At 72.8% G+C, this 26,427-nt stretch carries 21 protein-coding genes and 1 riboswitch; of the genes, 10 read left to right on the plus strand and 11 right to left on the minus strand.

The genetic code is table 11. The annotated features are described in order from the left end of the window. Positions 1-43 precede the first annotated feature (43 nt). The gene (locus QT196_RS24550; RefSeq protein WP_266734024.1) at positions 44-541 is read right to left on the minus strand and encodes an SRPBCC family protein; all 498 of its coding nucleotides are present in this window, start codon (positions 539-541) and stop codon (positions 44-46) included. 37 nt (positions 542-578) lie between these two features. Here QT196_RS24550 and QT196_RS24555 point away from each other — a divergent pair, with 37 nt between their 5' ends. Next, the gene (locus tag QT196_RS24555) at positions 579-1,469 is read left to right on the plus strand and encodes a class II aldolase/adducin family protein (protein WP_266734022.1); all 891 of its coding nucleotides are present in this window, start codon (positions 579-581) and stop codon (positions 1,467-1,469) included. Positions 1,470-1,568: 99 nt separating this feature from the next. Here the strand turns inward: QT196_RS24555 and QT196_RS24560 are convergent, their stop codons facing one another. Together QT196_RS24560 and QT196_RS24565 are read right to left on the minus strand one after the other, a co-directional pair. Next, positions 1,569-2,327 (minus strand): DUF4239 domain-containing protein, encoded by a 759-nt coding sequence (locus QT196_RS24560; RefSeq protein WP_168480997.1) that lies wholly within the window; start codon positions 2,325-2,327, stop codon positions 1,569-1,571. A 9-nt stretch (positions 2,328-2,336) separates the two neighbouring features. Next, positions 2,337-3,029, minus strand: coding sequence for a hypothetical protein (locus QT196_RS24565; protein WP_290355691.1), 693 nt, complete (start codon positions 3,027-3,029; stop codon positions 2,337-2,339). A 406-nt stretch (positions 3,030-3,435) separates the two neighbouring features. Between QT196_RS24565 and QT196_RS24570 the strand changes: the two genes are divergently transcribed. Both QT196_RS24570 and QT196_RS24575 read left to right on the plus strand, forming a co-directional pair. Then, positions 3,436-4,713, plus strand: coding sequence for a hypothetical protein (locus QT196_RS24570; protein WP_168483949.1), 1,278 nt, complete (start codon positions 3,436-3,438; stop codon positions 4,711-4,713). A gap of 308 nt (positions 4,714-5,021) precedes the next feature. Continuing rightward, on the plus strand, positions 5,022-5,567 hold the full coding sequence (locus tag QT196_RS24575) for a TQO small subunit DoxD (RefSeq protein WP_168480998.1): 546 nt from the start codon (positions 5,022-5,024) through the stop codon (positions 5,565-5,567). 91 nt (positions 5,568-5,658) lie between these two features. Here QT196_RS24575 and QT196_RS24580 read toward each other — a convergent pair whose 3' ends face one another. Both QT196_RS24580 and QT196_RS24585 read right to left on the minus strand, forming a co-directional pair. Further along, complete coding sequence (locus tag QT196_RS24580; RefSeq protein WP_290355692.1) at positions 5,659-5,898, minus strand: hypothetical protein; 240 nt, start codon at positions 5,896-5,898, stop codon at positions 5,659-5,661. Further along, entirely contained in the window at positions 5,895-7,334 is a 1,440-nt protein-coding gene (locus QT196_RS24585; protein WP_290355693.1) for a PspC domain-containing protein, read from the minus strand. Before QT196_RS24585 ends, QT196_RS24580 begins: the two co-directional genes overlap by 4 nt. A 250-nt stretch (positions 7,335-7,584) precedes the next feature. Here QT196_RS24585 and QT196_RS24590 point away from each other — a divergent pair, with 250 nt between their 5' ends. From QT196_RS24590 to QT196_RS24605, 4 genes are all read left to right on the plus strand, one after another. After that, positions 7,585-9,381 carry a serine/threonine-protein kinase gene (locus tag QT196_RS24590; RefSeq protein ID WP_290355694.1) on the plus strand — a complete coding sequence of 599 codons (1,797 nt, stop codon included), beginning with the start codon at positions 7,585-7,587 and terminating at the stop codon, positions 9,379-9,381. Positions 9,382-9,511: 130 nt separating this feature from the next. Further along, a complete protein-coding gene (locus QT196_RS24595; RefSeq protein ID WP_168481002.1) occupies positions 9,512-10,810 on the plus strand; it encodes an ATP-binding protein in 1,299 nt (432 codons plus the stop codon). Positions 10,811-10,899: 89 nt separating this feature from the next. Next, positions 10,900-11,610: a response regulator transcription factor gene (locus QT196_RS24600; RefSeq protein WP_085926938.1), complete on the plus strand. Its 711-nt coding sequence runs from the start codon at positions 10,900-10,902 to the stop codon at positions 11,608-11,610. 185 nt (positions 11,611-11,795) lie between these two features. Then, positions 11,796-12,920, plus strand: a complete 1,125-nt coding sequence (locus QT196_RS24605; RefSeq protein ID WP_168481003.1) for an alpha/beta hydrolase-fold protein — start codon at positions 11,796-11,798, stop codon at positions 12,918-12,920. Between the two features lie 155 nt (positions 12,921-13,075). On the opposite strand, the gene QT196_RS24610 is transcribed toward QT196_RS24605, so the two are convergent. Next, the gene (locus QT196_RS24610; protein WP_290355695.1) at positions 13,076-14,248 is read right to left on the minus strand and encodes a C40 family peptidase; all 1,173 of its coding nucleotides are present in this window, start codon (positions 14,246-14,248) and stop codon (positions 13,076-13,078) included. A gap of 324 nt (positions 14,249-14,572) precedes the next feature. On the opposite strand from QT196_RS24610, the gene QT196_RS24615 reads away from it, so the two are divergent. Beyond that, positions 14,573-14,926 (plus strand): hypothetical protein, encoded by a 354-nt coding sequence (locus QT196_RS24615; RefSeq protein WP_168481005.1) that lies wholly within the window; start codon positions 14,573-14,575, stop codon positions 14,924-14,926. Positions 14,927-15,045: 119 nt separating this feature from the next. Here QT196_RS24615 and QT196_RS24620 read toward each other — a convergent pair whose 3' ends face one another. Continuing rightward, the gene (locus QT196_RS24620) at positions 15,046-16,206 is read right to left on the minus strand and encodes a C40 family peptidase (RefSeq protein WP_290355696.1); all 1,161 of its coding nucleotides are present in this window, start codon (positions 16,204-16,206) and stop codon (positions 15,046-15,048) included. A 7-nt stretch (positions 16,207-16,213) separates the two neighbouring features. Next, positions 16,214-16,398: riboswitch (cyclic di-AMP (ydaO/yuaA leader) on the minus strand. Positions 16,399-16,688: 290 nt separating this feature from the next. On the opposite strand from QT196_RS24620, the gene pcrA reads away from it, so the two are divergent. After that, positions 16,689-19,190 carry a DNA helicase PcrA gene (gene pcrA / locus QT196_RS24625; RefSeq protein ID WP_290355697.1) on the plus strand — a complete coding sequence of 834 codons (2,502 nt, stop codon included), beginning with the start codon at positions 16,689-16,691 and terminating at the stop codon, positions 19,188-19,190. 57 nt (positions 19,191-19,247) lie between these two features. On the opposite strand, the gene QT196_RS24630 is transcribed toward pcrA, so the two are convergent. Further along, the gene (locus QT196_RS24630; RefSeq protein ID WP_290355698.1) at positions 19,248-21,008 is read right to left on the minus strand and encodes a peptidoglycan DD-metalloendopeptidase family protein; all 1,761 of its coding nucleotides are present in this window, start codon (positions 21,006-21,008) and stop codon (positions 19,248-19,250) included. Positions 21,009-21,265: 257 nt separating this feature from the next. Then, positions 21,266-22,198, minus strand: a complete 933-nt coding sequence (locus tag QT196_RS24635; protein ID WP_290355699.1) for an alpha/beta fold hydrolase — start codon at positions 22,196-22,198, stop codon at positions 21,266-21,268. Between the two features lie 372 nt (positions 22,199-22,570). Here QT196_RS24635 and QT196_RS24640 point away from each other — a divergent pair, with 372 nt between their 5' ends. Beyond that, positions 22,571-23,029 carry a cobalamin B12-binding domain-containing protein gene (locus tag QT196_RS24640; RefSeq protein WP_042147443.1) on the plus strand — a complete coding sequence of 153 codons (459 nt, stop codon included), beginning with the start codon at positions 22,571-22,573 and terminating at the stop codon, positions 23,027-23,029. A gap of 96 nt (positions 23,030-23,125) precedes the next feature. Here the strand turns inward: QT196_RS24640 and QT196_RS24645 are convergent, their stop codons facing one another. Beyond that, positions 23,126-24,928, minus strand: coding sequence for a DUF5691 domain-containing protein (locus QT196_RS24645; RefSeq protein WP_290355700.1), 1,803 nt, complete (start codon positions 24,926-24,928; stop codon positions 23,126-23,128). A 68-nt stretch (positions 24,929-24,996) separates the two neighbouring features. Then, the gene (locus tag QT196_RS24650; protein ID WP_290355701.1) at positions 24,997-26,358 is read right to left on the minus strand and encodes an SWIM zinc finger family protein; all 1,362 of its coding nucleotides are present in this window, start codon (positions 26,356-26,358) and stop codon (positions 24,997-24,999) included. Between the last annotated feature and the right edge of the window lie 69 nt (positions 26,359-26,427).

Consider the following 26,427-nt stretch of genomic DNA (forward strand, 5'->3'; position numbering starts at 1 on the left):
GTAGTGGCCCGCGCGGGGACGGCGGTGCGGCGGAGCCGTGTGCTCAGCCCCGTACGGCCGAGGCCAGCCGCTCCAGCGTCGTGGTCATCGCCGGGCCCATCCGTCGTGGGTAGCCGGGGAGTTCGACGATGAGACGGGGGAGCCGGGCGCGCGACCAGTCGAAGGTGTGGGTGACCCGGGTGGTGCCCGCGCTCCCGTCCCCGGCGCCGTCCGTGCCGTCCGCGCCGTTCACGGGCGTCAGTTCGTAGCGCCAGCGCTGGCCGCCGACCAGCCGCCGGCCGCGGAATTCGCCCCAGGTCTCCCAGGCGATCAGCCGGTCCTTCTCGTACTCCACCACGACATTCACCGACCGGTACGCGATCCGGCCCTGTGCCATCCCCATGCTGAACCGGTCGCCGGGACCCAGCGGCGACGGCCCCTGCGGGCGGCCGCGCAGCATTCCCGAGCCGTCCAGCTCGGCGTGCCGGGCCGGGTCCCGGAGCACGTCGAAGAGCTCCCGCGGTGTGGCGACGATGTCCCTGCTGACCGATATGGCCCTCATGGTGTGCCCCTCTGCTGCCGGTCCTGGTGCCCTCATCATGCAGGCAGTGGGAAGTGCGCCGGTCGCGGCCCTGTTTACCTGCCGTAGCGGAAGGTACCTTCCGCATCGAGCATCACGCCGTACGTGCCAGAGGAGGGCTGCGATGCCCGAGCCGACGCCCATACCCACCGATCAGCTGCACTTCGCGATGCCGCCGACGCATGCGACCGTCGAGGGCGAGCGGCGCTACCGCAAGGAGCGCCTGGTCGCGGCGCTGCGTCTCTTCGGGCGCCATGGCTTCGAGGAGGGCGTCGCGGGCCATATCACCGTGCGCGACCCGGAGTTCCCGCACTGCTTCTGGGTCAATCCCTTCGGGATGTCCTTCCGGCACCTCAGGGTCAGCGATCTGATCATGGTGAACGCGGAGGGAAAGGTCGTCGACGGCCGCTACCACGTCAACCAGGCGGCGTTCGCCATCCACTCCCAGGTCCACCAGGCCCGCCCCGACGTCATCGCGGCGGCGCACAGCCACTCCACCTACGGCCGGGCACTGTCCTCACTGGGCGAGCTGCTGGAGCCGATCACCCAGGACGTCTGCGCGTTCTATGAGGACCACGCACTCTTCGACGACTACACGGGCGTGGTGGTCGACGAGGGGGAAGGACGGCGCATCGCGGCCGCCCTCGGGCCCCACAAGGCGGTGATCCTGCGCAACCACGGGCTGCTGACGGTCGGCGACTCGGTGGACGCGGCGGCGTGGTGGTTCCTCACGATGGAGCGGTCCTGCCAGGTCCAGCTGACCGCCAAGGCCGCCGGCAAGCCGGTGCTGATCGACCACCACAACGCCGTCCACACACGCGAGCAGCTGGGCAACGACCTGGTCGCCTGGATCAACTACCAGCCGCTGTACCAGCAGATCGTGCGGAGTGAGTCGGACCTCTTCGACTAAGGCGCTCGCGGGTGGCCGGGCGGCCGGGTGGCCGGGCGGCCCGGCGGCCGAGGGTGGGTGCCGTGCGGGGCGTACGGCGGTCCCGCAGGGCACCCCGCCTCACGGATGCGGGAACAGGTCGAAGAACGGGGAGGCCGTCGCCGAGATGCCGCGGCTGAACGGGGCGTCGAAATCCCAGACCAGGAACAGCAGAAAGGCGATCAGCGCGCTGAAGAGGCCCGCCATCAGCAACTCCCGCCCCGAGCGCCGGATTTGCAGGGTGAACATGACGCCGATCGAGATGGCGCCCCCGATGATCAGCCCGAACCACACCACCCCCGGCAGCGTCGACTCGGCCGCGTTCGCCCGCGCGGTGCGGGCCCCGTCGGCGACCGCGACCTGGTCGACGAGGGGCTGGTACGACTGCCCCTCGAAGTCATTGCGCGGACGGTAGTCGGTGACATCCGCCCGGACCTTCGTCAGCAGCTCGGTACCGCGCCCGGTCAGCTCCCCCTTCTCGGCCATCACGGGCCACTCCTTGTGCACCACATGGCTCACATACGCATCGACATCCGCGCGGATACGGTCCCGCACCGGCGCGGGGTAGGCCCGGGCCCGCGCACTGACCTCGTGCAGCGCCTGCGCCTCGGTCCGTACGGTGTCCTCGGCCGCGCTTCTGGCCTCCCACACACCGGCGATCGCCAGCCCCAGCACGATCGCGTACACCACCCCCACCATCATCGTCAGATACTCGATCACATCGGGCGTTTCGGACGGGTCGTCGTCCTCGGTGATCCGGCGCTCCTTGAGCACCGTGATGGTCAGGACGACGCCGCAGGCAGCGGCCATGGCGAGGGTCAGCACCAGCCATTGCGACATGGAGACCTCCTACGAGGAACGGCGCCCGGCGGAACCGGACGAGGAGCTCGAACGGGGACGGAGGGCGGCGCCGGCCAGCACGGCCGGGGCGGTGAGCAGCAGGGTCGTGGTCACCATGGAGCGCCCTTCGCGCGGCCGGTGGGACGGCCGTGCGTAGCTGCGGGGCAGGACGGGCGGCGGTGACGCGGGGCGGCGGACGACGGGCGGGGGCTTCGGCTTCGGCTTCGGCGGGGGCGGCGGCGCCGAGGGACGGGCGCGCGGAGTGGGCGGCGGGGGCGGTGGCGGTGGCGGTGGTGGCGGGGGAGGTGCCGGACGGGGGGTATGGGCCCGGGGCGGTGGGGGTGCGGGCCTGGGGATGTGGGGGCGCGGGGCCGGCCGGTGGGAGGGCGTCGGCGGGGGCTTGGCCCGGCTGCAGGGGAAGTGCCAGCCGCGCGGCATGGGGAAGTCGGTCGGTACGTCCACCGGCGGCGCCGTTCCGGCGTAGGCGCAATTGTCGCCGGTGACCGGGCGGTCGGGCCGGTCGAGCGCGGTGGCCGCGGGCGCGACGGCGAGCAGCGCGGCGATCCCGGCCAGCAGAAGGAACGCGGCGGCGGTCCGCAGCCCGGGACCGCCGGGGCGCGGTCCGTCCGGCCGTCGCGGCGCAGGCGGTCCGTCCAGGTCATCGCGGCTGTGCGATCCGTGAACTCCGTTTATTTGACGCACGGCGAGAGCTTGCGCCACGCGCCCGCCGCTCAGCCTTCGCGGTGGCTCGGTTCGCCCGAATGGGGGACATGTCCTGGTTCCCCAGCCGGTGCGCCGGTCAGGTGTACGGGAGCCGCGAATTCCCCTGTGCGGGGCGCGGGTTGCTCGGTGCGTGGGTGCCGTCGCTCAGCTGCTGGTGTGGAGGTGACGTTGGGGAGGTGCCGGGCTCCGCTGTGTGGGCGGCGGGCGCGGGGGCTGAGCCCGTTTGCGGGCGGGCGTCAACACAGCGCTGCGCCCGCCACCCGCCACCAACTGGACGTTTGAGGCGCCTCCTGCGGGGTGCGGCACAATTCGCCTTCGGAGAACTCAAGTTGATGATCAGCGGTGGCGGGCGGTAACGGACGTGTCGGTGGAAGCGGCGGGCGGGATGGCCGGAACGGGCGAGCCGGGGGAGGGCGCGGAGCGCGCCGCCGGCGGCGAGTGCCGGTGCGGACGGTGCCCGCACGGCGCCCGGGCGGGGCACCAGCAGGCGGTTGCCGCGTTTGTCGCGCTCCGCGAGGACTTCGCCGCCGGGCGCGGGGTGCCGGCCGGACTGGCGCGCTCCGCCGGTGCGGCCCGGCAGTGGGTCTCCGACGAACTCACGCTGTCCGCGCGGGAGGTCGCCCTGCGGCGCGCGGCCGGGAAGACCGCCTGGCTGGCGGCCGTACGGTGGCGCACCCTGCTCGCCGTCTGGAGCGCGGCGGTGGCACTGCTGCTCGGACAGGCGCTGACCGCCCTCGGCACCGGCTGGACGGCGGCCCGTACGGCGGGGCTGGCCGCGGCCCTCGTACTGGCGCTGGGGCTGACCGCGGCGGCCTGGTGGCACCGGGCGCACGGCGGGGCGCTGGCGCCGCTGATCGGCGAGGACGGGCGGCTGTCCACCTCACGGACGGTCGCGGCGGGCTGGGCGGCCGCGGTGCTGTACGCCGTCCTGGCGGTGGTCGTGCAGCAGGGGACGGCCGCGGGCCCGGACGAGCGGCGCCCGCTGCTCCAGGGCGTGGCGCTCGCACCCTCCGGCGCACTGCTGGTGGCGCTCGCCCTCGGGTGCGCGGTGGCCGTGCTGGCCTACGGGCTGGTGGCCTCGCGGGTGCGGTCGGGCCGGCTCCAGAAGGTGCCCGCGGAGCGGCCGCGGGCCGCCGATCTGCTGACGGACGACGCGGGCCGGGGCAGCCTCCTGGACGTGCAGTACGTCCTGGTGAACGCGGCCGTGCTGGGGTGCGCGCTGGTACGGCTGGCCAGGCACCCGGCGCAATTGCCGCAGCTCCCCTGGGGCCTGGTGGTGCTCCTCGCGCTCTCCGGGGCGACCTATCTGTGGGGGAAGGCGGTGGCGGGCGGGCGGCCGGTGATCCTCTCGGTCGTCCGCTCCCGTGAGCTGGGCGATCTCGCCGCGCCGGTCCGTACCGGCGACGACATCGAGATCCGCGGCGCCGGTTTCGTCCCGCCGGGCGCCGGGACCCCCGACCGGCTCGCCCGGACCGTCGTACGCATCGGCGACGTACACGTCCCCGTCCCGCTGGTCCCGGTGGCCGGCGGCTTCACCAACCCGACGGACGGCGTCCTCACGGTCCCGGTACCGGTCGACGTCGAGCCCGGCCGGGTGGAGGTCCGCGTGGTCACGGCGGCGGGCGTGGAGACGAAGGGGTATGTGATCGACGTCGTGGAGTAGGCGGTGGTGGGCCGGTTCGGTGGGGTTGGCGGGGATGGCGGGTTCGGCGGTTCGGTGGTGCCGGAGTGTGTGGCGTGGCCGGTGGATCATGGGCGGGCCCTGCGGATGGCGGGCGGGACCCGCGGATCATGGGCGGTCGATGCCGCCCGGTGCTGCCGGAGCGCCGTTGCGTGACGATTCTGTGTGGCGCAGTGGCCTGAAGTGCATCGGTCCGTTGAACCTCTCGCGCACGTCCGTACGTATCTCCCCAGGAGGCGCGGGCGCGGGCACAATCGTCTGCGCCCGGTGGCAACGGAGAGGCGGACGTCATGGTGCACGCGAATCGTACGATCGGTGCCGACTTGGGAGGGGCGGGCGTCGAGGGTGCCGGCGCCGGATTGCGGGCGCAGCTGGCGCGCCATGCCCTGCTCCCCTTGCGGCTCTTTCTGGGGGCGACCTTCCTCTATGCGGGCATCGACAAGCTGACGGATCCGGCGTTCCTGGCGGCCGGTGGCGCGGGTTCGCTCGGCGAGATGCTGCGCCAGGTCCACGACGCGGCGGCGCTGCCGCAGCTCGTGGAGATCGCACAGAAGAGTCCGGTGGGCTTCGGCTATGCCATCGCGGCCGGAGAACTGGCGGTGGGACTCGGGACTCTGGTGGGGCTGCTGGGGCGGCTGGCGGCGTTCGGCGGTGCGCTGATCTCGCTGACGTTGTGGCTCACCGTGAGCTGGGCGACCACGCCCTACTACTACGGCAACGACCTCGCCTACCTGGTGGCCTGGGTCCCGCTCCTGCTGGCCGGTACGCCGAGGTTCTCCCTGGACGCCGCCCTGGCGAACCGCCGCAAGCGGCACGGGGCGCAGTTGTTCGGCTGAGGGCTGTCCCGCAGGCGGCTGGGGCGGTGCGGGAGGGCCGGGGCGAGGGCGGTGGTGCCGGGGCGCGGTGGTGGTGCCGTCGGTAGTCGTGTCACGCGCCTTTCGAGGAGGTGCGGTCGGTGTGCGGGTGGTGCGGGTGGTGCGGGCGGCGGGCCCTGGTCCAGACGGCTGCGGTGATGCCGGAGAGCAGCAGGCCGGCCGGGAGGGTGAGGAAGAGCCATGGGCCGGGGGCGTGCCAGAGGCCGAGGGCGTCGAGGCCGTAGGCCGTGCCGAGGGTGAGGGCGGTGAGGCCCGAGATCAGGCGGGCCGGTTCGAAGGGGTGGCGCTTCACCGGTGGGCTCCCTCAGGGGTCGGGGCGGTCGGCGCGGCGGGGGCCTGCGGGGCGGGTGCCGGTGGTGCGGGGGCCGGTTCGGCGCGGGTGACGGCGACCTGGCCGGCACCGAGATCGACGTTCAGCTCCACCGAGCCGCGCGGCTTCTCGCCCTTCTTGAGGCCGTCGGCGGGGAGGTCCACCGTCCGCCGTCCGGCCATGAGGTCCACGTCGTGCGGCGATTCGCCGGGCAGCTGGATGTCGCCGAGGCCGAGCGAGACATGGAGCCGGGCGGTGACCCCGTGCGGCAAGGTCACTTGAAGGCGGCCGGCGCCCACTTCCGCGCCGGTGTGGACCGTGCGGCCCGCCTTGAGGGGCAGGCCGGTGAGGTCCAACTCCCCCTCTCCCGAACCGAGCTCATACTGCGGCCGGACGGCGCTGAGCGTGGTGGGGGCCCAGGTGAGCTTCTGCCAGTGGGTGGTGATGGTGTCGGGCAGCGTCGTCGAGCCCGCCAGCAGCAGGGCCGTCAGCACCACCATGAAGACCGTGCCGCCGCCCGTGCGTCCGTACCAGGCGCTGAGCACCAGGCCGAGGCCGAAGACGACCAGTGCGCACGCCAGGCCCGCCTGGAGGGACGGCACCAGGCCGTCATGGCGGGAGACGGCGACCGCGGTGCCGCCACCGGCGAACAGCGCGAGCAGGAACGTCCAGCCCCCGATCGGGCGTCCGACGCGGCGGCCCCGGCGCGGGGCCCGCGGCGCACAGGTCGGCGGCGCGGGCGGACGGCCCGCGTCGGACCGGCCGTCGTGCCCGTACGGGGCCGTGGCCGTGCCGTGCTCGCCCCGGTAACTGAGGTCGAGGGGCAGCGGGGTGTTGTCGGGCCCCCACAGATAGCTCGGGCCCGCAGCCTCCCCGAAGCGCTGGGCGCGCCACCAGGAGGGACTGGCGGGCACCGGCGGCGCCTTGGTCTCGGGCGGGGCGTCGGCCACCGCCTGGGCCGTGGCGGTGTCCATCGCCTCTGGGCCCTCGGCCTCCACCAGCCGCCGCCGGCGCGACCAATAGGCGGAACCGGCCACCGCCAGCGTCAGCATGATGGCGAACGACATCATGCTGCCCTTGGCGAGGGTCGTCAGGAACAGTCCGCAGCCGACCAGCGCGAAGAGCAGGGCCGTCAGCGCGGCGCCTTCCACCCGGCCGGAGAGCAGCCGGCGGCCCTCGTTCTGGTCCTCGCCGTCGAGCGGGATGAGCAGCCAGGCGAAGCCATAGGCGATCAGCCCGAGGCCGCCGACGGAGAGCACGGCGAGCACGACCCGGAAGATCACCGGGTCGAGATCCCACTGCCGGCCCAGCCCGGCGCAGACTCCGCCGATCACTTTGTGCCGCCGGCTGCGGCGCAGCGGCGGATGCGAGGCGGGGCCGGCGGGCGCCGACTCCTCGATGTGGGCTGCATCGTTCATGAGGCCATGGTGACAAGGGCGGCAGCGCCGCGACATCCGTGGAAACCCTGGCACATCCCTGAGATCCGGTGAGGGCGGCCCTGAGATGCCCCAGGGGGGTCCCGAAACCCCTCGCGCGCGCGCATATGCCCCTGCGCCCGTGCCCGGGGGGAAGAACAGATGTGGACGGGTGGTGGCCGGGGGGCTGTCCGGCCGCATCGGCGACTATCGTTGCGCCCTGGATACGTACGGGTTTCCGGAGGGGCGTGCGGTGACGGAGGCGGCGTCGGTGGACGAGGGGCGACTGGTCGCCGGGCGGTATCGCCTGGTTGAGCGGATAGGCCAGGGCGGTATGGGTACCGTCTGGCGGGCCCGGGACGAACTGCTCGGCCGTCAGGTCGCGGTGAAGCGTCTGCATGTCTCACCGCAGCTGGACGAGGACGAACTGGCAACGCGCTATGAGCGCACCACCCGTGAGGCCCAGGCAGCTGCGCGCATCAATCACCCCAATGTGGTGAGCGTCCACGACGTCGTGGACGACGCCGGGATGCCCTGCATCGTCATGGAGTACGTCCCCTCCACAACGCTCGGCGACGCCATCAAGGAGGCCGCGCGGATCGACAGTTCGGTGGAGCCGCGCGAGGCCGCCCGGATCGGACGCGGCATGGTGGCGGCGCTGCGGGCCGCACACTCCGCCGGTGTGCTGCACCGTGACGTCAAGCCGGGCAATGTGCTGCTCGGTGAGGACGGCCGCGTCGTCCTCACCGACTTCGGTATCGCGGTCGCCACCGGCGCCTCCACGCTCACCAAGACGGGCGAGCTGGTGGGCTCCATCGACTACTTGGCGCCCGAGCGCGTCAAGGGCGGCACCCCGGGCCCCGCCTCCGACCTGTGGGCGCTGGGGGCGACGCTCTATCAGGCGGTCGAGGGACGCTCGCCGTTCCGGAAGCCCACCGCGGTCGAGACGGCGTACGCGATCGCCATGGACCCCCTGGTGGCGCCCCGCAACGCCGGGACGCTGGCCCCGCTGATCGAGGCGCTGCTCGCCAAGGAGCCGGCCGAACGGCCGACGGCCGAGGTCGTCGAGCTGGCGCTGCGCGCGGCCGAAGCCGACGCGGAGACCGCGCTGATGGGCTGGTCGACGATGACCCTGGGGACGGTCGGACGGGGCCGCCGCCCCGAGCGGGCCACCCCGGACGGCGAGTCGGAGGCGCCCACCCGCCCCGTGCACGATACGGGCGAGGTGGCGGCCACTTCGGACCGCGGCACCGGCAACGGGGCGCGTACGGGCGCGGTAACGGGTGTGGGGGCCGGCGCTGTTCCGGTCACCGGGGGCGAGGCCCTGACCGGCCCGGTCGCCGTTCCGGACGTGACCGGCGCCGGACGGTCCACCGACCGCGCCGACGTGTTGCCCGGCAGCACGGCGCCCCGTAAGAAGCACGCCCGGATCGTGGTCTGGAGCGTCATCGGGGTGCTGGTCGCCGGCGGCGGCGCGGGCACGACCTGGTACCTGATGCACCCCACCGAATCCGGTGGCTCCAGCAAGGCGACGGCGAACAAGAGCACCACCCCCGAGCTCCCCAAGGCCCCCGCCCACACCATCGGGCCGCCGCCGCCCCTTCCCGACGGTTACCACAGCGTCAAGGAGACCGCTCTTGGCGTCACCTTCCCGCTCCCCGACGGTTGGACGCGCAAGCCCCAGGACGGCGGTCGCCAGATCGTCTACACCTCGGAGCTCGCGCAGCTCACCGTCAGCGTCCTGGACTTCTCCTCGGGGGACCAGGTGCAGCACTTCAAGGAGGTGGAGAAGGCCTTCAAGCGGAAGTACCCCGTGTACCGGAATCTGCGCTTGCAGCCCACGGTCTTCCAGGACGATCCGGCCGCGATCTGGGAGTTCACCTTTGGCGGCCGGGCCCGTACCTTCCGGGGGATCGACCTGGGCTTCGGCCGCGAGGGCGGCAAGGAGTACGCGATCTACGTGTCCGCACCGGAGGCCGACTGGGCGAGGTACGAGAAGGTGTTCTCGACGGTGAAGGACGGCTTCCGCAGGACCGGCCCGCTGAGTTGAGGTGCCGGGCCGCCCGGTGCCGCGCGAGCAGTCGACGGCCCCGGCCCTGACCTCTCCCCGGAAACCTCAGGGACAGGTTCAGGGACGACCCTGATGCCCCGGGTCCGGGAACCGTGTGACGATCGGGGACATGACCAGCGCCCCACCCCGCGCCGAGACGGGCTACGCCCCGGCGCCGGACCCTGACGACCCGCCTGTGCGCAAGCTCTACCGCAGCGCCGACGGGCGGCTGCTCGGTGGCGTCGCGCGGGGGCTCGCGGGGCATCTCGGACTGCCGGTCTCCTGGGTGCGGATCGTGTTCGTGGCCCTGTTCATGGCCGACGGGATGGGCGCCCTGCTGTATGCCGCGTTCTGGTTCTTCGTCCCGCTGGGCGTCGGAGGCGTGGAGCACCGGCAGCCCGCCCCGGCCGACGGCAGGCGCCGCCTGCTGCGCCACCGGCCCGACAAGGGCCAGGTCTTCGCGCTGATCACGCTGCTCATCGGAGCCTCGATCGTCGCCTCCCGCTTCCAGCTGGGCCGGGCCGACGGCTATCTCTGGCCGGTGCTGCTGATCGGCGCCGGTGTCGCCCTGGTGTGGCGGCAGGCGGACAACTCCCGCCGCGCCCAGTGGCTGGAGCTCGGCCGCCGCAAGGGCCTGCTGCCGATGGTGCGCGGTGCGGCCGGAGTGCTGCTGGTGGGCGTCGGGGTGACGGGCATCGTCGTGCTTCAGGGCTCGGTGCGCCATCTCGGTTCGGTGCTGCAGGCCGCGCTCGCCGTCGTCGTCGGCATAGCGCTGCTGGCGGGCCCCTACCTCGTGCGGATGGCCCAGGACCTCTCCGAGGAGCGGCTGATGCGCATCCGCGCCCAGGAGCGCGCCGAAGTGGCCGCCCATGTCCATGACTCGGTCCTGCACACCCTCACCCTGATCCAGCGCAATGCCGACGACCCCCGGGAGGTGGCGCGGCTGGCCCGCGCGCAGGAGCGTGAGCTGCGCGCCTGGCTCTACAAGCCCGAGGGCCGCGGCAAGGAGGAGGACGAGGAGCCGGCCACCCTGGCGGAGGCGGTCCGCAAGTCCGCCGCCGAGGTGGAGGACCACCACGGAGTCCCCATCGAGGTCGTGGTCGTCGGCGACTGCCCGCTGGACGAGCCGCTGGGCGCCCAGATGCAGGCCGCCCGCGAGGCGATGGTCAACGCCGCGAAATACGGCGGCGAGGGCGGCGCGGTGCAGGTGTTCGCCGAAGTGGAGGGCCGTACGGTCTTCGTCTCGGTGCGCGACCGCGGCCCCGGATTCGACCTGGACGCGGTCCCTGAGGACCGGATGGGCGTACGGGAGTCCATCATCGGCCGTATGGAACGCCACGGCGGCACCGCCCGGCTCCGGTCCGCCCCCGAGGGCGGCACGGTCGTCGAGCTGGAAATCGAGCGCGCGGCGGCGGAGCGCGAGATATGACCGGGCCGGGCGAGGGGCGGCCGGAGGCGACAGCGCGCGCCGGGGCACGGGATGATGACGGGGCAGACACCGAGGGACGGGCGGAAGAGATGAGCAGCGAGGACGCACAGCAGGACGGGACCGGCGGGGCGGCCGAGGGCCGGACCGTTCGGGTCGTGCTGGTCGACGACCACCGGATGTTCCGTACGGGCGTCCAGGCCGAGATCGGCGAGACCGGGCGCACCGGCGTCGAGGTCGTCGGCGAGGCGGCCGACGTCGACCAGGCGCTCACGGTCATCACGGCCACCCGCCCCGAGGTCGTCCTCCTGGACGTCCACCTCCCCGGGGGCGGCGGCGTCGAGGTGCTGCGCCGCAGCGCCGCGATGATGACCGACGCCGAGCGCCCGGTCCGCTTCCTGGCGCTCTCCGTCTCCGACGCGGCCGAGGACGTCATCGGCGTCATCCGGGGCGGCGCCCGCGGCTATGTCACCAAGACGATCACTGGCACGGACCTGGTCGACGCGATCTTCCGGGTCGCCGATGGCGACGCGGTCTTCTCCCCGCGGCTGGCCGGCTTCGTCCTGGACGCCTTCGCCTCGTCGGACGCCCCGCCGATCGACGAGGACCTCGACCGCCTCACCCAGCGCGAGCGGGAGGTCCTGCGGCTGATCGCCCGCGGCTATGCCTACAAGGAGATCGCCAAGCAGCTGTTCATCTCCGTGAAGACCGTCGAGTCCCATGTCTCCGCGGTGCTGCGCAAGCTCCAGCTCTCCAACCGCCATGAGCTGACCCGGTGGGCCGCGGCCCGGCGGCTGGTCTGACCTGCGGAAGCAGTACGGGGCGGGCGCGCGCACCGCTTCATGACGAGGGGGTAACAAAGCGCCATAGAAGGGCAACCAGGATCCCGCGGATCAGCATCTAAAGGCGCGGAGAGGCTCACTGCCGAAGGCGGGGCCGGAACCATCCCCACGTCCTTCGCGTAGTTTGTCCTGGAAGCGAGATCCCGATGAGCCTGACGGGCACGCCCTTCTTCCTCACCTCGCTCATGCTGCTGATCGTCGCGGTCGTGCTGCCCTTCGCCCTCTGGGGCCGAATAGCCGGGCCGCCTCTGGTGCGCGGTGCCGCCCGGCTGCTGATGCTGCTGTTCGCCCAGGTCACGGCCATCACCGTGGTCTTCGTCCTGGTCAACAACGCCAACAGCCTCTACGACACCTGGGGTGATCTGCTCGGCACCGACAGCCATGTCGAGGCGGCCCGCGACCTCGGCCCCGACGGCATGGGCGGCCGGCAGGTCGCGCATGAGCCCAAGCAGCTCCAGCGCTTCCGCCCGGCGGACGACCCCAAGGTGGGCGCCGGTGTCCAGATGACCGACCTCCAGGGCAAGATCTCGGGGGTGCGGGGCGAGGTGTACGTCTGGCTGCCGCCGCAGTACAACGACCCCGCCTACCGGACCAAGAAGTTCCCGGTGGTCCAGCTGCTGCCCGGCTACCCCGGCTCGGCGAAGTCCTGGCTGGGCTCGCTGCACGCGGCCGAGCAGCTGATGCCGCTGATGCAGAGCGGTGCGGTCAAGCCGGCCATCCTGGTGGCGCCCCGGACCAACCTGCTCCCCGGTGTGGACACCGGATGCGTCAACCTCCCCGGCAAGGTCAACGCCGACAGCTGGCTGACCGTCGACGTCCGCAAGATGATCATTGACAACTTCCGGGCCGGCGACAAGCCCGACTCCTGGGCCCTGGCCGGGTATTCGGCCGGTGCGCACTGCGCCACCAAGCTCGCGCTGGCCCACCCCGACCGTTACCGTGCCGCGGTCGCCATGTCCGGCTACAACGACCCGGCGCTGGAGCGCGACTCGCTGGCCGGCAAGGACCCCAAGCTGCGCACCGAGTCCAACCCGCTGCACATCCTGCAGTCGGCCAACGCGGCCGGCAAGCCGCCGCGTACCGCGCTGTATGTGTCGGGCGCGGCCCGCGACGGCTACCAGTCCGGCCTCGCCCTGCGGCAGTTCGCGCAGCTCCCGACGACGGTGACGGTGCAGCTGATCCCGGCGAACGCGGGCGGCCACACCACGGCGGTCTGGGAGCACCAGGTCCCGCAGATCTTCCGCTGGCTGGGGACACAGCTCAGGGCGTGACCACACGGGGACGGCCCCGGGCCCTCGCCGCAACCGGGACCGCACCCGGGACCGGGCCGGGGACGCCACCGGCAAGATCGCCACCGGGGCCGCCAAGGCCCGAATCCCTTTCCGCGCCCGGCAGTCCGGCACTCCCGCCGCGCACTCCCTCCCCGTTACGCGGGCCGGGTCGCCGCCGCGAACGGCATCTGGTCGATCGGCGCGATCCGTACAGGCGCTCCCGGGTGTGGCGCGTGGATCATCCGGCCGTCCCCGACGTAGATCCCCACATGGCTGATGCCCGAGTAGAAGAACACCAGATCACCGGGGGCGAGTTGGGAGCGGGCGACCCGCGGCCCGGAGCTGATCTGGGTGTAGGTCGTACGGGGCAGGGCGACCCCGCCGGCCTTCCAGGCGGCCTGGGTCAGCCCCGAGCAGTCGTAGCCGGCGGGCCCCGTCGCGCCCCAGACGTACGGCTTGCCGAGGGCGCTGTAGGCGAAGGAGACGGCGCGGGCGGCGCGGGGGTTGGGCGCCTGCGCCGCGGCGGCCCCCACCGCGCCGGGAAGCCGGCTGAGCGTGCCGCCCCCGTGGCCGTCCTCCTGGCCTGTACGGCCCTGGCCGGGCCCGCTCCGTGCGCCGTCCCGGGCCGTCATCCGCTGCCGCTGCTCCGCGGTCAGCCGGGACAGCAACTGCTCGGCGGCGTCCAGCTTGTGTACGACGGTGACCCGGTGCTTCTTCAGCTGCGCCTCGGTGTCCGCCAGCCGCTCCACGGTGTCCTCGGCCCGCTGCCGGACCTGCCGGACGCTGCCGAGCCGGCGCGCGTAACCGGCCACGGCGGTCGCCTGATGGCTGCCCGTACGCTCCAGCACCGCGGCGCCGTCCAGATAGCGCTGCGGGTCCGCGGACAGCAGCAGCCGTACGGTCGGGTCGATGCCGCCGGAACGGTACTGGCCGGCGGCCATCGCGCCCAGTTCGGCGCGGGCGGCGTTCAGCTTCCCGGTCCTGCGGGCGGCCTCGTCCTGGAGCCTGCTCAGCTCCTCCCGTGCCGTGTCGGCGGAATCCTTCGCACCGTTGTAGCTCTGCGTGGCCACCTCTGCCTCCTGGTACAGCGCGTCGACCCGGTTCTTTACCTGGGCGGGGGTGAGCCGGTGTGCGGCGTGGCCGGCGGCGTCGAAGTCGGGGGTGAGGGGGGCGGCTGCGGCCTGTGCGAGGCCGAACGTGGGGGCGGCGCCGGCCAGCGCCAGGGTGGCGGCCGTACGGGCGGTGCGCGCGCTGCGCGAGCCGCCACCGGTGAGGGAGGCGAGCGGATGCTGCCGGGGCTTGCGGTGCGAGGCCACGGTGGCCGTCACTTCCTTCCCTTCGAGCCGCGGGTCCGGCGGCGGTCCGTCACGGGGGCAACGGACCGCCGCCGCACCTCTCGGCGGGGGCGGCCGACGGAACGCCGGTGGGAGACCGGCGAGGCGGGGAGTCGGCCGCCTGGAGGAGGACGCTAAGCCTGGGTGTCGCGGCAGTGAGTGTGCTTGCCCGGCATTGTCCGCTTTCGACCGCGGCGGGTACGCGGGTGACCGCGGCGCCATGGCCGTACGGCCGGGACCGGCCTGGCCTGACCGAAGCGGCGATAGTGGGCGCCCTGCCCGAAGGGCCGTGCTATACGGCGGCTACGATCCAGCACTATGGACGTAGTAACCAATATCTTCGTCGGCCTGCACATCATCGGCATCGCCTCCCTGCTGGGCGGCTTTCTGACCCAGATGAAGGCGATGAGCGCGGGCACCGCCCGCTTCGTGCCGGCCATGCTGCACGGCGCGCTGACGATGCTGGTCACCGGCATCGTGCTGGTCGGCCTCAACCAGGCCCAGGATCACCCGCTCAACAACATCAAGCTCGGCATCAAGATGGCCGTCCTGGTGGTGATCCTGGCGCTGGTCTACGTCAAGCGGGACGACGAGACGGTCGACAAGGCGCTCTTCGGCGCGGTCGGCGGCCTGACCGTGGCCAACATCTTCATCGCGGTGCTCTGGACCTGACGAGCGCCCCACTACGGCACACCGCGCGGTCCTCGCCTTCGAATCCGGAGGCGACGGCCGCGCGGTGGCGTGTGGGGGGTTGACCGTGGGGGGTGGTCTGGTGGGGGAGCGGGCCGGGGTCAGCCCGGGCGGACGCTCCCGTATATCGGCATGTAGTAGATCGACTCCTCCCGGACGCTGGCGCCCGGCTTCGGAGCGTGGACCATCTTCCCGTCGCCCAGGTACATGCCGACATGGCTGATGTCGTTATAGAAGAAGACCAGGTCGCCGGGCTGAAGATCCTTGGTGGCCACCCGCTGGCCCACCTTGACCTGGTCCCAGGTCGTCCGCGGCAGATCGACACCCGCCGCCTTCCACGCCGCCTGGGTCAGCCCCGAGCAGTCGTAGGACGTGGGTCCGGTCGCGCCCCAGACATACGGCTTGCCGATCTGGGCGCGGGCGAAGGCGAGCGCCTTGGCGCCCTTGCTGGTGGTGGAGTCGCCCGTGGAGCCGCCCGTGGACCCGCCCGTGGAGCCACTACCGGTGGAGCCGCCCGTCGAGCCGCCGCCGTCCTGCTGCCGCTGGCGCTCCCGCTCCTGCTGCTTGCGCGCCTCCTCCGCGGCCCGGCGCTTGGCCGCCGCCTCCTTCTGGCGCTCCAGCTCCGCCAGCCGCGCCTTCTCCTGCGCGGTCAGCCGGGACAGCAGCTGCCGGGCCTCGGCCAGCTTGTCCTGGACGGAGCGCTTGGACTCCTTGAGGGAGGCCTGCGACTCCTGCAACCGCTCCAGGCTGCGGGTCGCCTGGGCGCGCTGCTTGGTGGCCGCCGCCTGCTGCTCCTGGTAGTCGGTGACGGCCTGCTTCTGCCGGCCGGTCAGCCGCTCCATGAGGTGGTTGCGGTCGACGAACTGCTGCGGGTCCTTGGCGAGCATCAGCTGCGCCGTCGGGTTCATGCCGCCGGTCCGGTACTGCGCCGAGGCAAAGGTGCCCAACAGGCGCCGGGACTCGTTCATCTTCTCGGCGCGCTTGGCGGAGGCGTCGAGCAGACTGTCCACGGTGTGGCGCTGGCCGTCGGCGCGCTCCTTGGCGGCGTTGTATTTCTGGGTGGCCACTTCGGCCTGGTGGTAGAGGTCGTCGACCTTCTGTTTGACCTCTTCGACGGTGGGCTTGGGCGCCCTGGGGGCCGCTTCGGCGGACTGCGAGAGCAGGGTGACCGAGGCGAGGGCGGCGGTGGTGAGGCCGGCCGCCGTACGGCGGCCTGTGGGTGAGGCGAGAACGCTGGTGCGCGGCTTGCGATGCGACGCCAAGGCCGGCAACTCCTTCCGTGGACCGCCTACCGGGTTAGCTGTCGGGTTCGGGCGGTGTCGCTGACGGAAGGCTTGCCCTACGGTCCGGACGTCCACTGGCGACGGCCGTACGGATCGATTCACCCCGGTGGTGCTGGTGGGTCCCCGGCTCCGGGTGCCTGAGGGCAGGGCCGGACTCGGCGTCGGCGGCCCGTGCGAACCTGTCGTTCGCGGGGAGGCGGGCTGCCTGAGCGAGGACGTTAGCCAACTCGTGTGGCTTCTGTGAAGGCTGATGTTCGATATGCCCGAAACCTTTTCGTGACCTGAACGCGATGCGGGGGTTGTTGTGGCAGATGTCGGATTCGGGTAGACGAAGCGCCGCCCGCCCGGCGCCCGGCCGCCGGCCTCCTGACCTGGCGCTGCGCGGGGGGCCGCCCGGTGGTGGCGCGCAATCCGCCACTCCGCGGCGGACTGTCAGTGCGGCGGCCTAGACTCGGTGGGCGATGAGCAGCCTCTTTGACGACAGCTTCCTGGCGGACCTCGGCCACAAGGGCGAGGAGGAGCACCCCCCGCCCCCCGAGGACGAGCACGGCCCGGCCCCGGAGGACGAGCACGGCCCGGCCCCGGAGGAGATCCCCGCCGACCTCTTCGGCGGGAGGTTCGACGCGCCCGCGCCCAGGGAGCCGTACTACCGCGACGGCGCCGCCCGCCCCGCCATCGACCCGGCGGCGCTGCTGGAGGGGCTCAACGACGAGCAGAAGGCCGCCGTGGTGCACACGGGCGGTCCGCTGCTGATCGTCGCCGGTGCCGGCTCCGGCAAGACCCGGGTGCTGACCCACCGCATCGCGCATCTGCTCGCCGAGCGCCATGTACACCCCGGCCAGATCCTCGCGATCACGTTCACCAACAAGGCCGCCGGTGAGATGAAGGAGCGCGTCGAGGAGCTGGTCGGCCCGCGCGCGAACGCCATGTGGGTCTCCACCTTCCACAGCGCCTGCGTCCGCATCCTGCGCCGCGAGTCCAAGAAGCTGGGCTTCACCTCGTCCTTCTCGATCTACGACGCCGCCGACTCCAAGCGCCTGATGGCCCTGGTCTGCCGCGATCTGGATCTGGACCCCAAGCGCTACCCGCCCAAGTCCTTCAGCGCGAAGATCTCCAACCTCAAGAACGAGCTCATCGACGAGGAGACCTTCGCCGGCACCGCTGCCGATGGTTTTGAGAAGACGCTCGCCGAGGCGTACGCGATATACCAGGCACGGCTGCGCGAGGCCAACGCCCTGGACTTCGACGACATCATCATGACCACGGTCAATCTGCTCCAGGCCTTCCCGGACGTCGCCGAGCACTACCGCCGCCGCTTCCGCCATGTCCTCGTCGACGAGTACCAGGACACCAACCACGCCCAGTACACCCTCGTGCGCGAACTGGTCGGCCCCGCGGAAACCGCCGCCGAGCTGTGCGTCGTCGGTGACGCCGACCAGTCGATCTACGCCTTCCGCGGCGCCACGATCCGCAACATCCTCCAGTTCGAGGAGGACTACCCGGACGCGACCACGATCCTGCTGGAGCAGAACTACCGCTCCTCGCAGACGATCCTGTCCGCCGCCAACGCCGTCATCGAGCGCAACGAGAACCGCCGCCCCAAGAACCTCTGGACGGACGCCGGCGCCGGCCCCAAGATCACCGGCTATGTCGCCGACACCGAGCACGACGAGGCCCAGTTCGTCGCCGACGAGATCGACCGGCTGACGGACGCCAAGGACGCCAAGGCCGGCGATGTCGCCGTCTTCTACCGCACCAACGCCCAGTCCCGGGTCTTCGAAGAGATCTTCATCCGGGTCGGGCTGCCCTACAAGGTCGTCGGCGGGGTGCGCTTCTACGAGCGCAAGGAGGTCCGCGATGTGCTCGCCTATCTGCGGGTGCTCAGCAACCCCGAGGACACCGTCCCGCTGCGCCGCATCCTGAACGTGCCCAAGCGCGGCATCGGCGACCGCGCCGAGGCGATGATCGACGCCCTGTCGGGGCGCGAGAAGATCACCTTCCCGCAGGCACTGCGCCGGGTCGACGAGGCATACGGCATGGCGGCCCGGTCCGCCAACGCCGTCAAGCGCTTCAACGTCCTCATGGAGGAGCTGCGGACCATCGTCGAGTCCGGCGCCGGCCCCGCCACCATCCTGGAAGCGGTCCTGGAGCGTACGGGCTACCTCGCCGAGCTCCAGGCCTCCACCGACCCCCAGGACGAGACCCGGATCGAGAACCTCCAGGAACTCGCCGCCGTGGCCCTGGAGTTCGAGCAGGACCGCGGCGAGGCCGCGACAGAGGGGGCTGCCGCCCCGGGTCCCGGCACCCTCTCGGACTTCCTGGAGCAGGTCGCGCTGGTCGCCGACTCCGACCAGATCCCGGACGAGGACGAGGAAGGCAGCGGCGTCATCACCCTCATGACGCTGCACACCGCCAAGGGCCTGGAATTCCCGACCGTCTTCCTGACCGGCATGGAGGACGGCGTCTTCCCGCACATGCGCTCGCTGGGCCAGACCAAGGAGCTGGAGGAGGAGCGCCGGCTGGCCTATGTCGGCATCACCCGCGCCCGCGAGCGGCTCTACGTCACCCGCTCGACGATGCGCAGCGCCTGGGGCCAGCCCTCGTACAACCCGCCCTCCCGGTTCCTGGAGGAGATCCCGGTCGACTACGTGGAGTGGAAGCGGACGGGCCCGGCGACGCCCTCCGCCTCCATGGGCGGCCTGTCGGCGGGCGGCGGAGGCGGCTTCGGCTCCTCCTTCTCGTCGTCGCGCGCCAAGGGCCCCAGCGGCTTCGCGACCCGCCGCTCCCAGGACCGCCCGGCGGCCTCGCTGGCCATCGGCGACCGCGTCACGCACGACAGCTTCGGCCTCGGCACGGTCGTCGGCGTCAAGGGCAGCGGCGACAACGCCGAGGCGACGATCGACTTCGGCGGCGAGAAGCCCAAGCGGCTGCTGCTGCGGTATGCGCCGGTGGAGAAGCTGTAACGAAAGCCGGAAGCCCCCGGGGACATACCTCGGGGGCTTCGACGGAGCCGTCGGAGGTCAGTTCGGGTCGAGGCCGTGGTCGCGCAGCCACGGCAGCGGGTCGACCGCCGCGCCGCCGCCGGGACGCACCTCGAAGTGCAGATGCGGTCCGGTGGAATTGCCGGAGTTGCCCGAATAGGCAATCTGGTCACCGGCCTTGACCGACCCGGAGCGGATCTTGGTGCTGCTGAGGTGGCAGTACCACGTCTCGGTGCCGTCGGGCGCCGTCACGATCGCCATGTTGCCGTAGGCGGAGTTCCACTGGGTGCGCACGGTGCCGTCGGTGGCGGACATGACCGGGGTGCCGTAGCTGACCGGGAAGTCGATACCGGTGTGCAGCGACATCCAGTTCACCCCGGCCTGGCCGAACTGGGCGCTCAGCCCGTGCTGCTTGACCGGCAGCAGGAACTTGGGCCGCGCCGCCTCCTTGCGGGCAGCCTCCTCCACCTTGCGCTTGCGCTCCTGCGCCTGGCGCTCCTTGAGGTCGATCCGCTCCTGCGTACGGCTGGCCCGGTCGCGGAAGTCGTCGGCGCTGGCGCTGAGTCCGGCGAGCTGGGTGTCGAGCTTGTTGTTGGCCGCGGCCGGTTTGACGGCCCCGGCGTCGGGCGCGGCCTGGGTGGTCGCCTCGTCCTTGTCGGCGCCGCCGAAATCGGTGACGGCAGCGGCGGCCGCGGCGCACACGCCCATGGCGGCGACCGAGGGCACCGCGACGGTCAGCAGCGCCGACCGCTTCGCCGTACGCCGCCGGCCCCGGCCGCGGACGGCCTTCCCGGCGTCCGGCCCGGCGACCCGCCGGCCGGCCGGGGCGGGGGCCGCGGGGGTGATCGGCATGGCCTGCGTCATGGCGTCCGCCACGGCCGCGGCCTCGCTGTAGCCCTCGGCGTCGCCGGGGGAGTGCTCGTCGGCCTCGGTCCGGCCGGTGTCGTACGGGTCGTGCGCGGGCCGGTCGCTGTCGGGGCCGCCGTTGCTGAAGTGCCCGGCCTCGTCCCAAGTGGCGCGGTCCCACTGGAGGGTGTCGGTCGGGGGCGGTCCGGCCTGCGCCGGGATATTGGCGATCAGGTCCTGGTCCGTGGTCGACCAGATCGCGGTGGCCTCGTAGCTCGCGGTCTCCTGGAGCGCGCTGGCCTGCCGGTCGAAGGCGTCGAACGCGTCGGCGGCCTCGTACGCGCCGGTGGCGTAACTGCCGGTGTCATACGTGCCGGTGGCGTAGCTCCCGGTGTCGTAGCCGCCGTGACCGTACGCGGTGGCGTCATAACCGGCTGTCTCGTGCCCGGACGGGGCGTACGCGGTCGCGTCGTGCGCCGAGGCGTCGTAGGTGGTGTGCGCGTACGGGTCGTAGCCCGCGTCGGACACCTGCGGGTCGACGGCGGCATAGACGCCGGTGCCCCACCCGCCGGTCTCCCATGCGCCGGTGTCCCACTGGGGTGAGGCGTAGCCGCCGGTGTCGTACGCGCCGGTGGCGTAGCCGCCGCCCGCCGGGTACGTCCCCGTGTCATAGGTGTCGGCGCCGTGGCTGCCGGTGCCGTAGACGCTCATGCCGTAGGCGCCCGCCGCGTGCGTACCGGTGTCGTACATCCCGGTGTCATAGGTGCCGGTGTCGTACATACCGGTCTCGTACGAGCCGGGGAGCGAGCCGAAGAGGGGGTCGCCGTTGCCGTATTCGGCGACGCCGGCCGGGGCCTGCTGTGCATAGGAGTCGTAAGCCGGGTAATGCGCATACGAGGCGTCGGCAGGAGAGCCGGTCGGAGGCTGGGCCTCCGAGGGGTGACGGTCGTTCACCAACTTCTCTTTCGCCTCGGCAGCAGGAGAATTAGCGGCGACTGTACCCGGCGGTACGCGACGGCGACAATCTTCAACTGGTTTTGGGCTAGGCCAGATCGGGCATTTGGCCGCCTTTCGGCAGTCCCCATGCGAGCTCTTGGCGCCTCGTTCGATGTTTGTTCGACTCCACGTCAAGATCATGTCGTCGATGCGGCCTCGATGCGGCGTCGTGACGGCCTTCCGCGGACGCCTGGCAGGTCGTCGCGGCCGGCCGGTCAGGCCACCGAAATGGTGTCCGCGGCTCCTTCCGCCGTTTCCGCCGCGGTCAGCGCTTCTCGTATTCCGGCGGCGACGGTGCCATTGACCGGCAGGGCGAGATGTCCGACACCGGCGACATGCACGTTGTACGCGAGCAAATCAGGGTGACTGATTTTCGCTGTTGTGGCCGGAACCATCACCTGATCCTCCGCACTCCAGAAAGCCACGAATTGCGTGCGGCAATTCGGCGCCGGGCGCGCCAACTCCGCTATCACCTCGGAATCGGGGCGCATCTGGCGGACGAGGGGGTGCGCCGACAGCAGGGGCGCGATACGGGTACCGGAGTGCGGGGTGCCGAGCGTGACCACCGTACGGACGCGGATGTCGCCGCCCAGCCGCTGTACGTAATAGCGGGCGATGAGCCCGCCGAGGCTGTGGCCCACGAGATCCACCCGGCGATGGCCGGTCCGGGCGCAGACCTCCTCCACATGGCGGCCGAGCAATTCGGCGGCCTTACGGAGATCGCAGGTCAGCGGGGAGTAGTTGAGCGCCTCGACATGGCGCCAGCCGTGCCGGTGCAGTGAGCGGCGCAGCAGCAGGAAGACGGAGCGGTTGTCGATGAAGCCGTGGAGCAGGAGGACCGGCGGATGGGCCCGGCCCTCGGTCGGCAGCATCGTGGGCGCGCCGGGGGCGGGCTGCGGAATCCCCGGCTCCAGGAGCCCTTCCGGGGGCCCGGCCGCGGGGTGGGGTGCGGGCAGTGGCAGGGGGCGTTCCTGGGAGATGCCGGTCGGATAGAGCAGGAGATGGCCGGCGAGGATCGCCAGGTCCACGACCGCGCTGCGCAGGAGAAGCGAAGAGGCGCGGTTGGGGAGCAGGCGCGCGCACCGGAACGGTGTGGAAACCAGGCGCGCGATCAGCAGAGGTGCGGAGAGAAAGGGCAGGGCCTGCATGGCCGACCTCCCGAACGGCACGCGGAAGGCGGCGTCGACCCCCGTATGCCCTCGTGGGAAGCCCTGGGCGGCGATGACGGGCAGGCGGCTGATCGCGCTGATGCGTGCCCGGCGGCTCGGTGGCCCGGCGGTGGCTCCCCGTGCGCCCGGCCCGCGCCCTGCGCCGCCCGGCTCCGGCGGCACGACACGCGGGACGCGGCGCGTAGCGAACGTGTCCCATGTGTGATTTCCCCCTCCCCGGATGTCACGAAACGGCTGGGTACGGGATGCTGGCGATAACGTTCGTTCACGCTCGTGGCCGCCGGATCGCGGTCGCGCGATCGATTGTCGGCTCGGCGGCACCACAGTGCCGTGCATGGCTTGGAGGCAGTGATGAGTGTGGCTCGGCATGACGGAGCGCAAGCGGGGAGCCAGGGCGCGGCGGGCAGGTCGGGGCCGATCCGTGTGGTCGTGGCCAAGCCGGGCCTGGACGGGCACGACCGGGGCGCCAAGGTCATCGCGCGGGCGCTGCGCGACGCCGGTATGGAGGTGATCTACACCGGGCTGCACCAGACCCCCGAGCAGATCGTCGACACCGCGATCCAGGAGGACGCCGACGCGATCGGGCTGTCCATCCTCTCCGGGGCGCACAACACCCTCTTCGCGAAGGTCATCGCCCTCCTGGAGGAGCGGGACGCGGCGGATATCAAGGTCTTCGGCGGCGGCATCATCCCCGAGGCGGACATCGCCCCGCTCAAGGCCCAGGGCGTCGCGGAGATCTTCACGCCGGGCGCCACGACCGCCTCGATCGTGGAGTGGGTCCACGCGAACGTCCGCTCGCTGGCGGTCTGAGACACCGGGGGGCTGGAGCGGCCCCTGTTGCGGCGGCCCGGCCCCCCGGCGGCCGGGCCGTTGTGGGGCCCGGGGCGGCGGGCCTGGTGGGCGCGGTCATGGCACGCGGGGTTCTGGTACGCGGGGGCCTGGCGTGGCTCCGTCGGCGTTGGTGGGCGCGGGACCGGGACCGGCACCGGCGTCGTCCCCGTTAGGCGGCGGGGTGAGTTCCGTACGCATCGTGGCGCGCAGGCGCAGGGTGCCGACGAGGCGCTGGAAGGCCTCGGACCAGTAGCCGCCGGAGCCGGGCGAGGCGCCCTCCGGCTCGTCCGTGACGGCCGTGAGCATGTCGAGACGGTCCGCGGCGGCCGGGTCCAGGCAGCGCTCGGCCAGGCCCATCACCCCGCTGAAGCTCCAGGGGTAGCTGCCCGCGTCCCGGGCGATGTCCAGGGCGTCGACCACCGCTCCGCCGAGCGGCTCGGCCCACGGGACCGCACACACCCCGAGCATCCGGAAGGCCTCGGACAGGCCGTGCGCCGCGATGAACTCCGCCACCCACCGGGCCCGTTCGTCCCCGGGAAGTACGGTCAGCAGCTTCGTCAGGTCCCGTGACGAGCCGGCCGGGGCGACCTCGGCGGCCTGGGACGGTGCGGCCGGGGCGCCCAGCAGCGCCCGTGCCCAGTCGGTGTTCCGCTGGCGCACGGCGGCGCGGCACCAGGCATCGTGCAGCTCCGTCCGCCAGTCGTCGCCCACCGGCAGCGCGATGATCGCCGCCGCGCCCCGGCCCCCGAAGCGTGCGTGCCAGCCGTCCAGTGGTGTGGCCTCCACCAACTGGCTCAGCCACCAGGACCGTTCGCCCCTACCGGAGGGCGGTTTGGCGGCCACGCCGTCCCGTTGCATCCCCGGATCGCACTCATGGGGCGCCTCCACCGCGATCACCGGTGTGCCGGCCGTACGGTCCAGGCCGATGCAGGTGTGCGCCCGCTGCGCCATACGGGCCGCGAGGGCGGAGCCGGGGAGCGTGGAGAGCAGTTCGGCGGCCGTGGCGCGGACGTTGCGGCTGCGGTCGGACAGGGCCTGTTCGAGGAAGGGCTCATCGGCCGCCGAGAGGTCCTCGCGCAGCGAGTCGAGGAACATCAGACGGTCCTCCGCCCGTTCCGTGGACCAGGTCGTGGTCAGCAGCGCCAGGCCCGCGGACGGGTCCTGGCGGCGCAGGGCGGTCAGCAGGGCGACCCGCTCCGCGAACAGGCCCTCCTCCCATGTGCGCCGTATTGCCGCGGGGTCACCGTCGCCGGGGAGCCCGGCCCGGCTGCCGGTGCCCCGGAGTGCGAACTTCCATTCGGCGTTGAGCCGGGCCAGCCACAGGGCCCGCGGCCCCGCCAGGGCGAGCGCGGCGGGCCGCAGATCCGTACGGGCGCGGGCCGCGTCGAGCAGCGCGGGCAGCAGGACCTCCGGGGCGCGGTAGCCGTGGTCGACGGCGGCGGACAGCCACTGGGGCAGCAGTTCGGTGAGGTCGGGGGCCGTGCCACGGCGGCTGCCGCCCGCGCCGGCGCCGCGGTCGGCGAGCAGCAGGGACAGCCGGCGGCGGGCCGCGGGCGGCAGCGGGGGCCGCGGGTCGGCCGGGGCCGGAGCGGGCCGCTCACCGGCCAACGCGGGGCGCAGCGCGGCCCGGCGGCGCACCGTGCTCACCGCGGCCGCGTCCAGCAGCGCGGCCGCGGCGCCCTGCCCCGGCCGCGCCGCCACCGGCGGTGTCCGCCGCTCGGTCCCCAGCAGCGCGGCGCTCACGAGCTCGGACCAGGGGGCGGGGGCGTCCGGGGTGGCCACGGCGGAGGATGCGGGTGAAGTGGCGGGGAGGGGCGAAGTGGAGGGGGCGGGTGAAGTGGTGGGGGTGGGTGCGGCTGTCGGGGTGGTGCGCGTCATGCCCTTCCTCCAGGCATCGGGGGTGGACGGCGTCCGGGTGGGCCGGGGTGTCACGGCCGGGGCGCGGGTCACAGGGGCACCGGGGTGGGGTCCCAGGCGGTCAGCGGCAGGAAGCCGCGATGGCCGCATTCGCCGAAGACCGTGATCGGGGCCCCGCCCGACAGGGCGACGAGCTGCCACAGGCTCGTCCGGCCGACGCAGCGCGGGTCCAGTGGGAGCGCCGACTCGCCGTCCGCGTCGGCCAGTTGCCAGCCCGCCCCGTCGCGGCTCGGTATCGGGGTGACCTCGCTGAGCACCACCGGCCAGGAATCCAGCCACGGGTCGTCGCGCAGCGCGTCGCCGTACGCGGCCAGGGCGGCGTCGATACCACCGCCGGGGGGTACCGGCCCGTGGGTCACCGGAGCGTGCCGCTCACCGAAAGTGGCACGCAGCGGGCGGGCGCCCGGGTAGTAGGCCAGGTCCGCGTCGAGCACCAGGCCGGGCGGCAGCGCCAGGTCCAGGGGGCGGCCGGTGGAGCCGCCGAAGGAGAGATGCAGTGCCATCCGGCCGGTGCGCTCGCCGCGCAGAAAGATTCTGCGGGTGAGCAGCATGCCGTCGTCGCTGTCCTGTTGGGCGAGCACCAGCCAGCGGTCCCGGACCGTCGCCGCATCGGGGCCGGTCAGCAGATCCGCCGCTTCCGTGGTCAGCCCGACGCGTGCGCGGACCGTCGCCGCGAGCGGGCCCGGCAGCCGCTCGATACCGAGGAATCCCTGGTCGAGGAGGTGCAGCAGAGCGCACTCCTCCAGCAGCCGGGCCGGCCAGTCCGGTCCGGACGCCACCACCGACGACAACTCCCGTACGCGCGCGGCGAGTCCGGGGGCCTGGGCGTCGACCATGCGGGCCGCCGTCTCGTCCCAGGAGCCGCCCCCGTTCCCGTCCGCGGCCAGTCCGGACTGGAGCAGATCCTCCAGCCGCTGTTCCAGCTCCGTGGCGCCGGCGCCGATCCGCTGCATCCGGCGCTCCGCCCGCCGCCGGGCGGCCTCCGGGTCCGCGGGGGCGCGCGAGGGGGCGTCCGCGCCCGAGGGAGCGGCCGTGGCGCGTTCGGCCCGCTCCCGGCGTCCGGCCAGCCATTCGTCCGCCCAGGGGGACGGCTTCCCGGCCGCCACCTCTCCGCCGCCGCCCGCCCAGAGCAGCAGCAGCCCCAGGGCGTGCTTGCAGGGAAACTTGCGGCTCGGGCAACTGCACTTGAAGGCGGGACCGTTGAGGTCCACGACGCTCTGATACGGCTTCTTGCTGCTGCCCTTGCACTGCCCCCACACCGCGCCCCCGTCCGCGCCCGTTTCCGACCACGGCCCGGGCGCCGCGAGCTTGCCGCCCGCTCTGCGTGATGCCTCGTCAGGTGTCAGTGCGAGCACCTGATCCGTCGTCCAGCGTTCCCCCTGCGGATTCATGTCTCCGACGCTACGGCGCCCCACTGACAATCGCCGTGCGCCGCCACGAACTTGCAGGCCAGCGCTGCT

Source organism: Streptomyces sp. P9-2B-2 (assembly GCF_030406865.1).
Lineage (GTDB): Bacteria > Actinomycetota > Actinomycetes > Streptomycetales > Streptomycetaceae > Streptomyces > Streptomyces platensis.

What these genes read in the sequence shown, in the direction of transcription:
- QT196_RS24550 (WP_266734024.1), bottom strand. Translation starts at nt 541, where the DNA reads ATGAGGGCCATATCGGTCAGCAGGGACATCGTCGCCACACCGCGGGAG.
- QT196_RS24555 (WP_266734022.1), top strand. Translation starts at nt 579, where the DNA reads ATGCAGGCAGTGGGAAGTGCGCCGGTCGCGGCCCTGTTTACCTGCCGT.
- QT196_RS24560 (WP_168480997.1), bottom strand. Translation starts at nt 2,327, where the DNA reads ATGTCGCAATGGCTGGTGCTGACCCTCGCCATGGCCGCTGCCTGCGGC.
- QT196_RS24570 (WP_168483949.1), top strand. Translation starts at nt 3,436, where the DNA reads ATGGCCGGAACGGGCGAGCCGGGGGAGGGCGCGGAGCGCGCCGCCGGC.
- QT196_RS24575 (WP_168480998.1), top strand. Translation starts at nt 5,022, where the DNA reads ATGGTGCACGCGAATCGTACGATCGGTGCCGACTTGGGAGGGGCGGGC.
- QT196_RS24585 (WP_290355693.1), bottom strand. Translation starts at nt 7,334, where the DNA reads ATGAACGATGCAGCCCACATCGAGGAGTCGGCGCCCGCCGGCCCCGCC.
- QT196_RS24595 (WP_168481002.1), top strand. Translation starts at nt 9,512, where the DNA reads ATGACCAGCGCCCCACCCCGCGCCGAGACGGGCTACGCCCCGGCGCCG.
- QT196_RS24600 (WP_085926938.1), top strand. Translation starts at nt 10,900, where the DNA reads ATGAGCAGCGAGGACGCACAGCAGGACGGGACCGGCGGGGCGGCCGAG.
- QT196_RS24605 (WP_168481003.1), top strand. Translation starts at nt 11,796, where the DNA reads ATGAGCCTGACGGGCACGCCCTTCTTCCTCACCTCGCTCATGCTGCTG.
- QT196_RS24615 (WP_168481005.1), top strand. Translation starts at nt 14,573, where the DNA reads ATGGACGTAGTAACCAATATCTTCGTCGGCCTGCACATCATCGGCATC.
- pcrA (WP_290355697.1), top strand. Translation starts at nt 16,689, where the DNA reads ATGAGCAGCCTCTTTGACGACAGCTTCCTGGCGGACCTCGGCCACAAG.
- QT196_RS24635 (WP_290355699.1), bottom strand. Translation starts at nt 22,198, where the DNA reads ATGCAGGCCCTGCCCTTTCTCTCCGCACCTCTGCTGATCGCGCGCCTG.
- QT196_RS24640 (WP_042147443.1), top strand. Translation starts at nt 22,571, where the DNA reads ATGAGTGTGGCTCGGCATGACGGAGCGCAAGCGGGGAGCCAGGGCGCG.
- QT196_RS24645 (WP_290355700.1), bottom strand. Translation starts at nt 24,928, where the DNA reads ATGACGCGCACCACCCCGACAGCCGCACCCACCCCCACCACTTCACCC.
- QT196_RS24650 (WP_290355701.1), bottom strand. Translation starts at nt 26,358, where the DNA reads ATGAATCCGCAGGGGGAACGCTGGACGACGGATCAGGTGCTCGCACTG.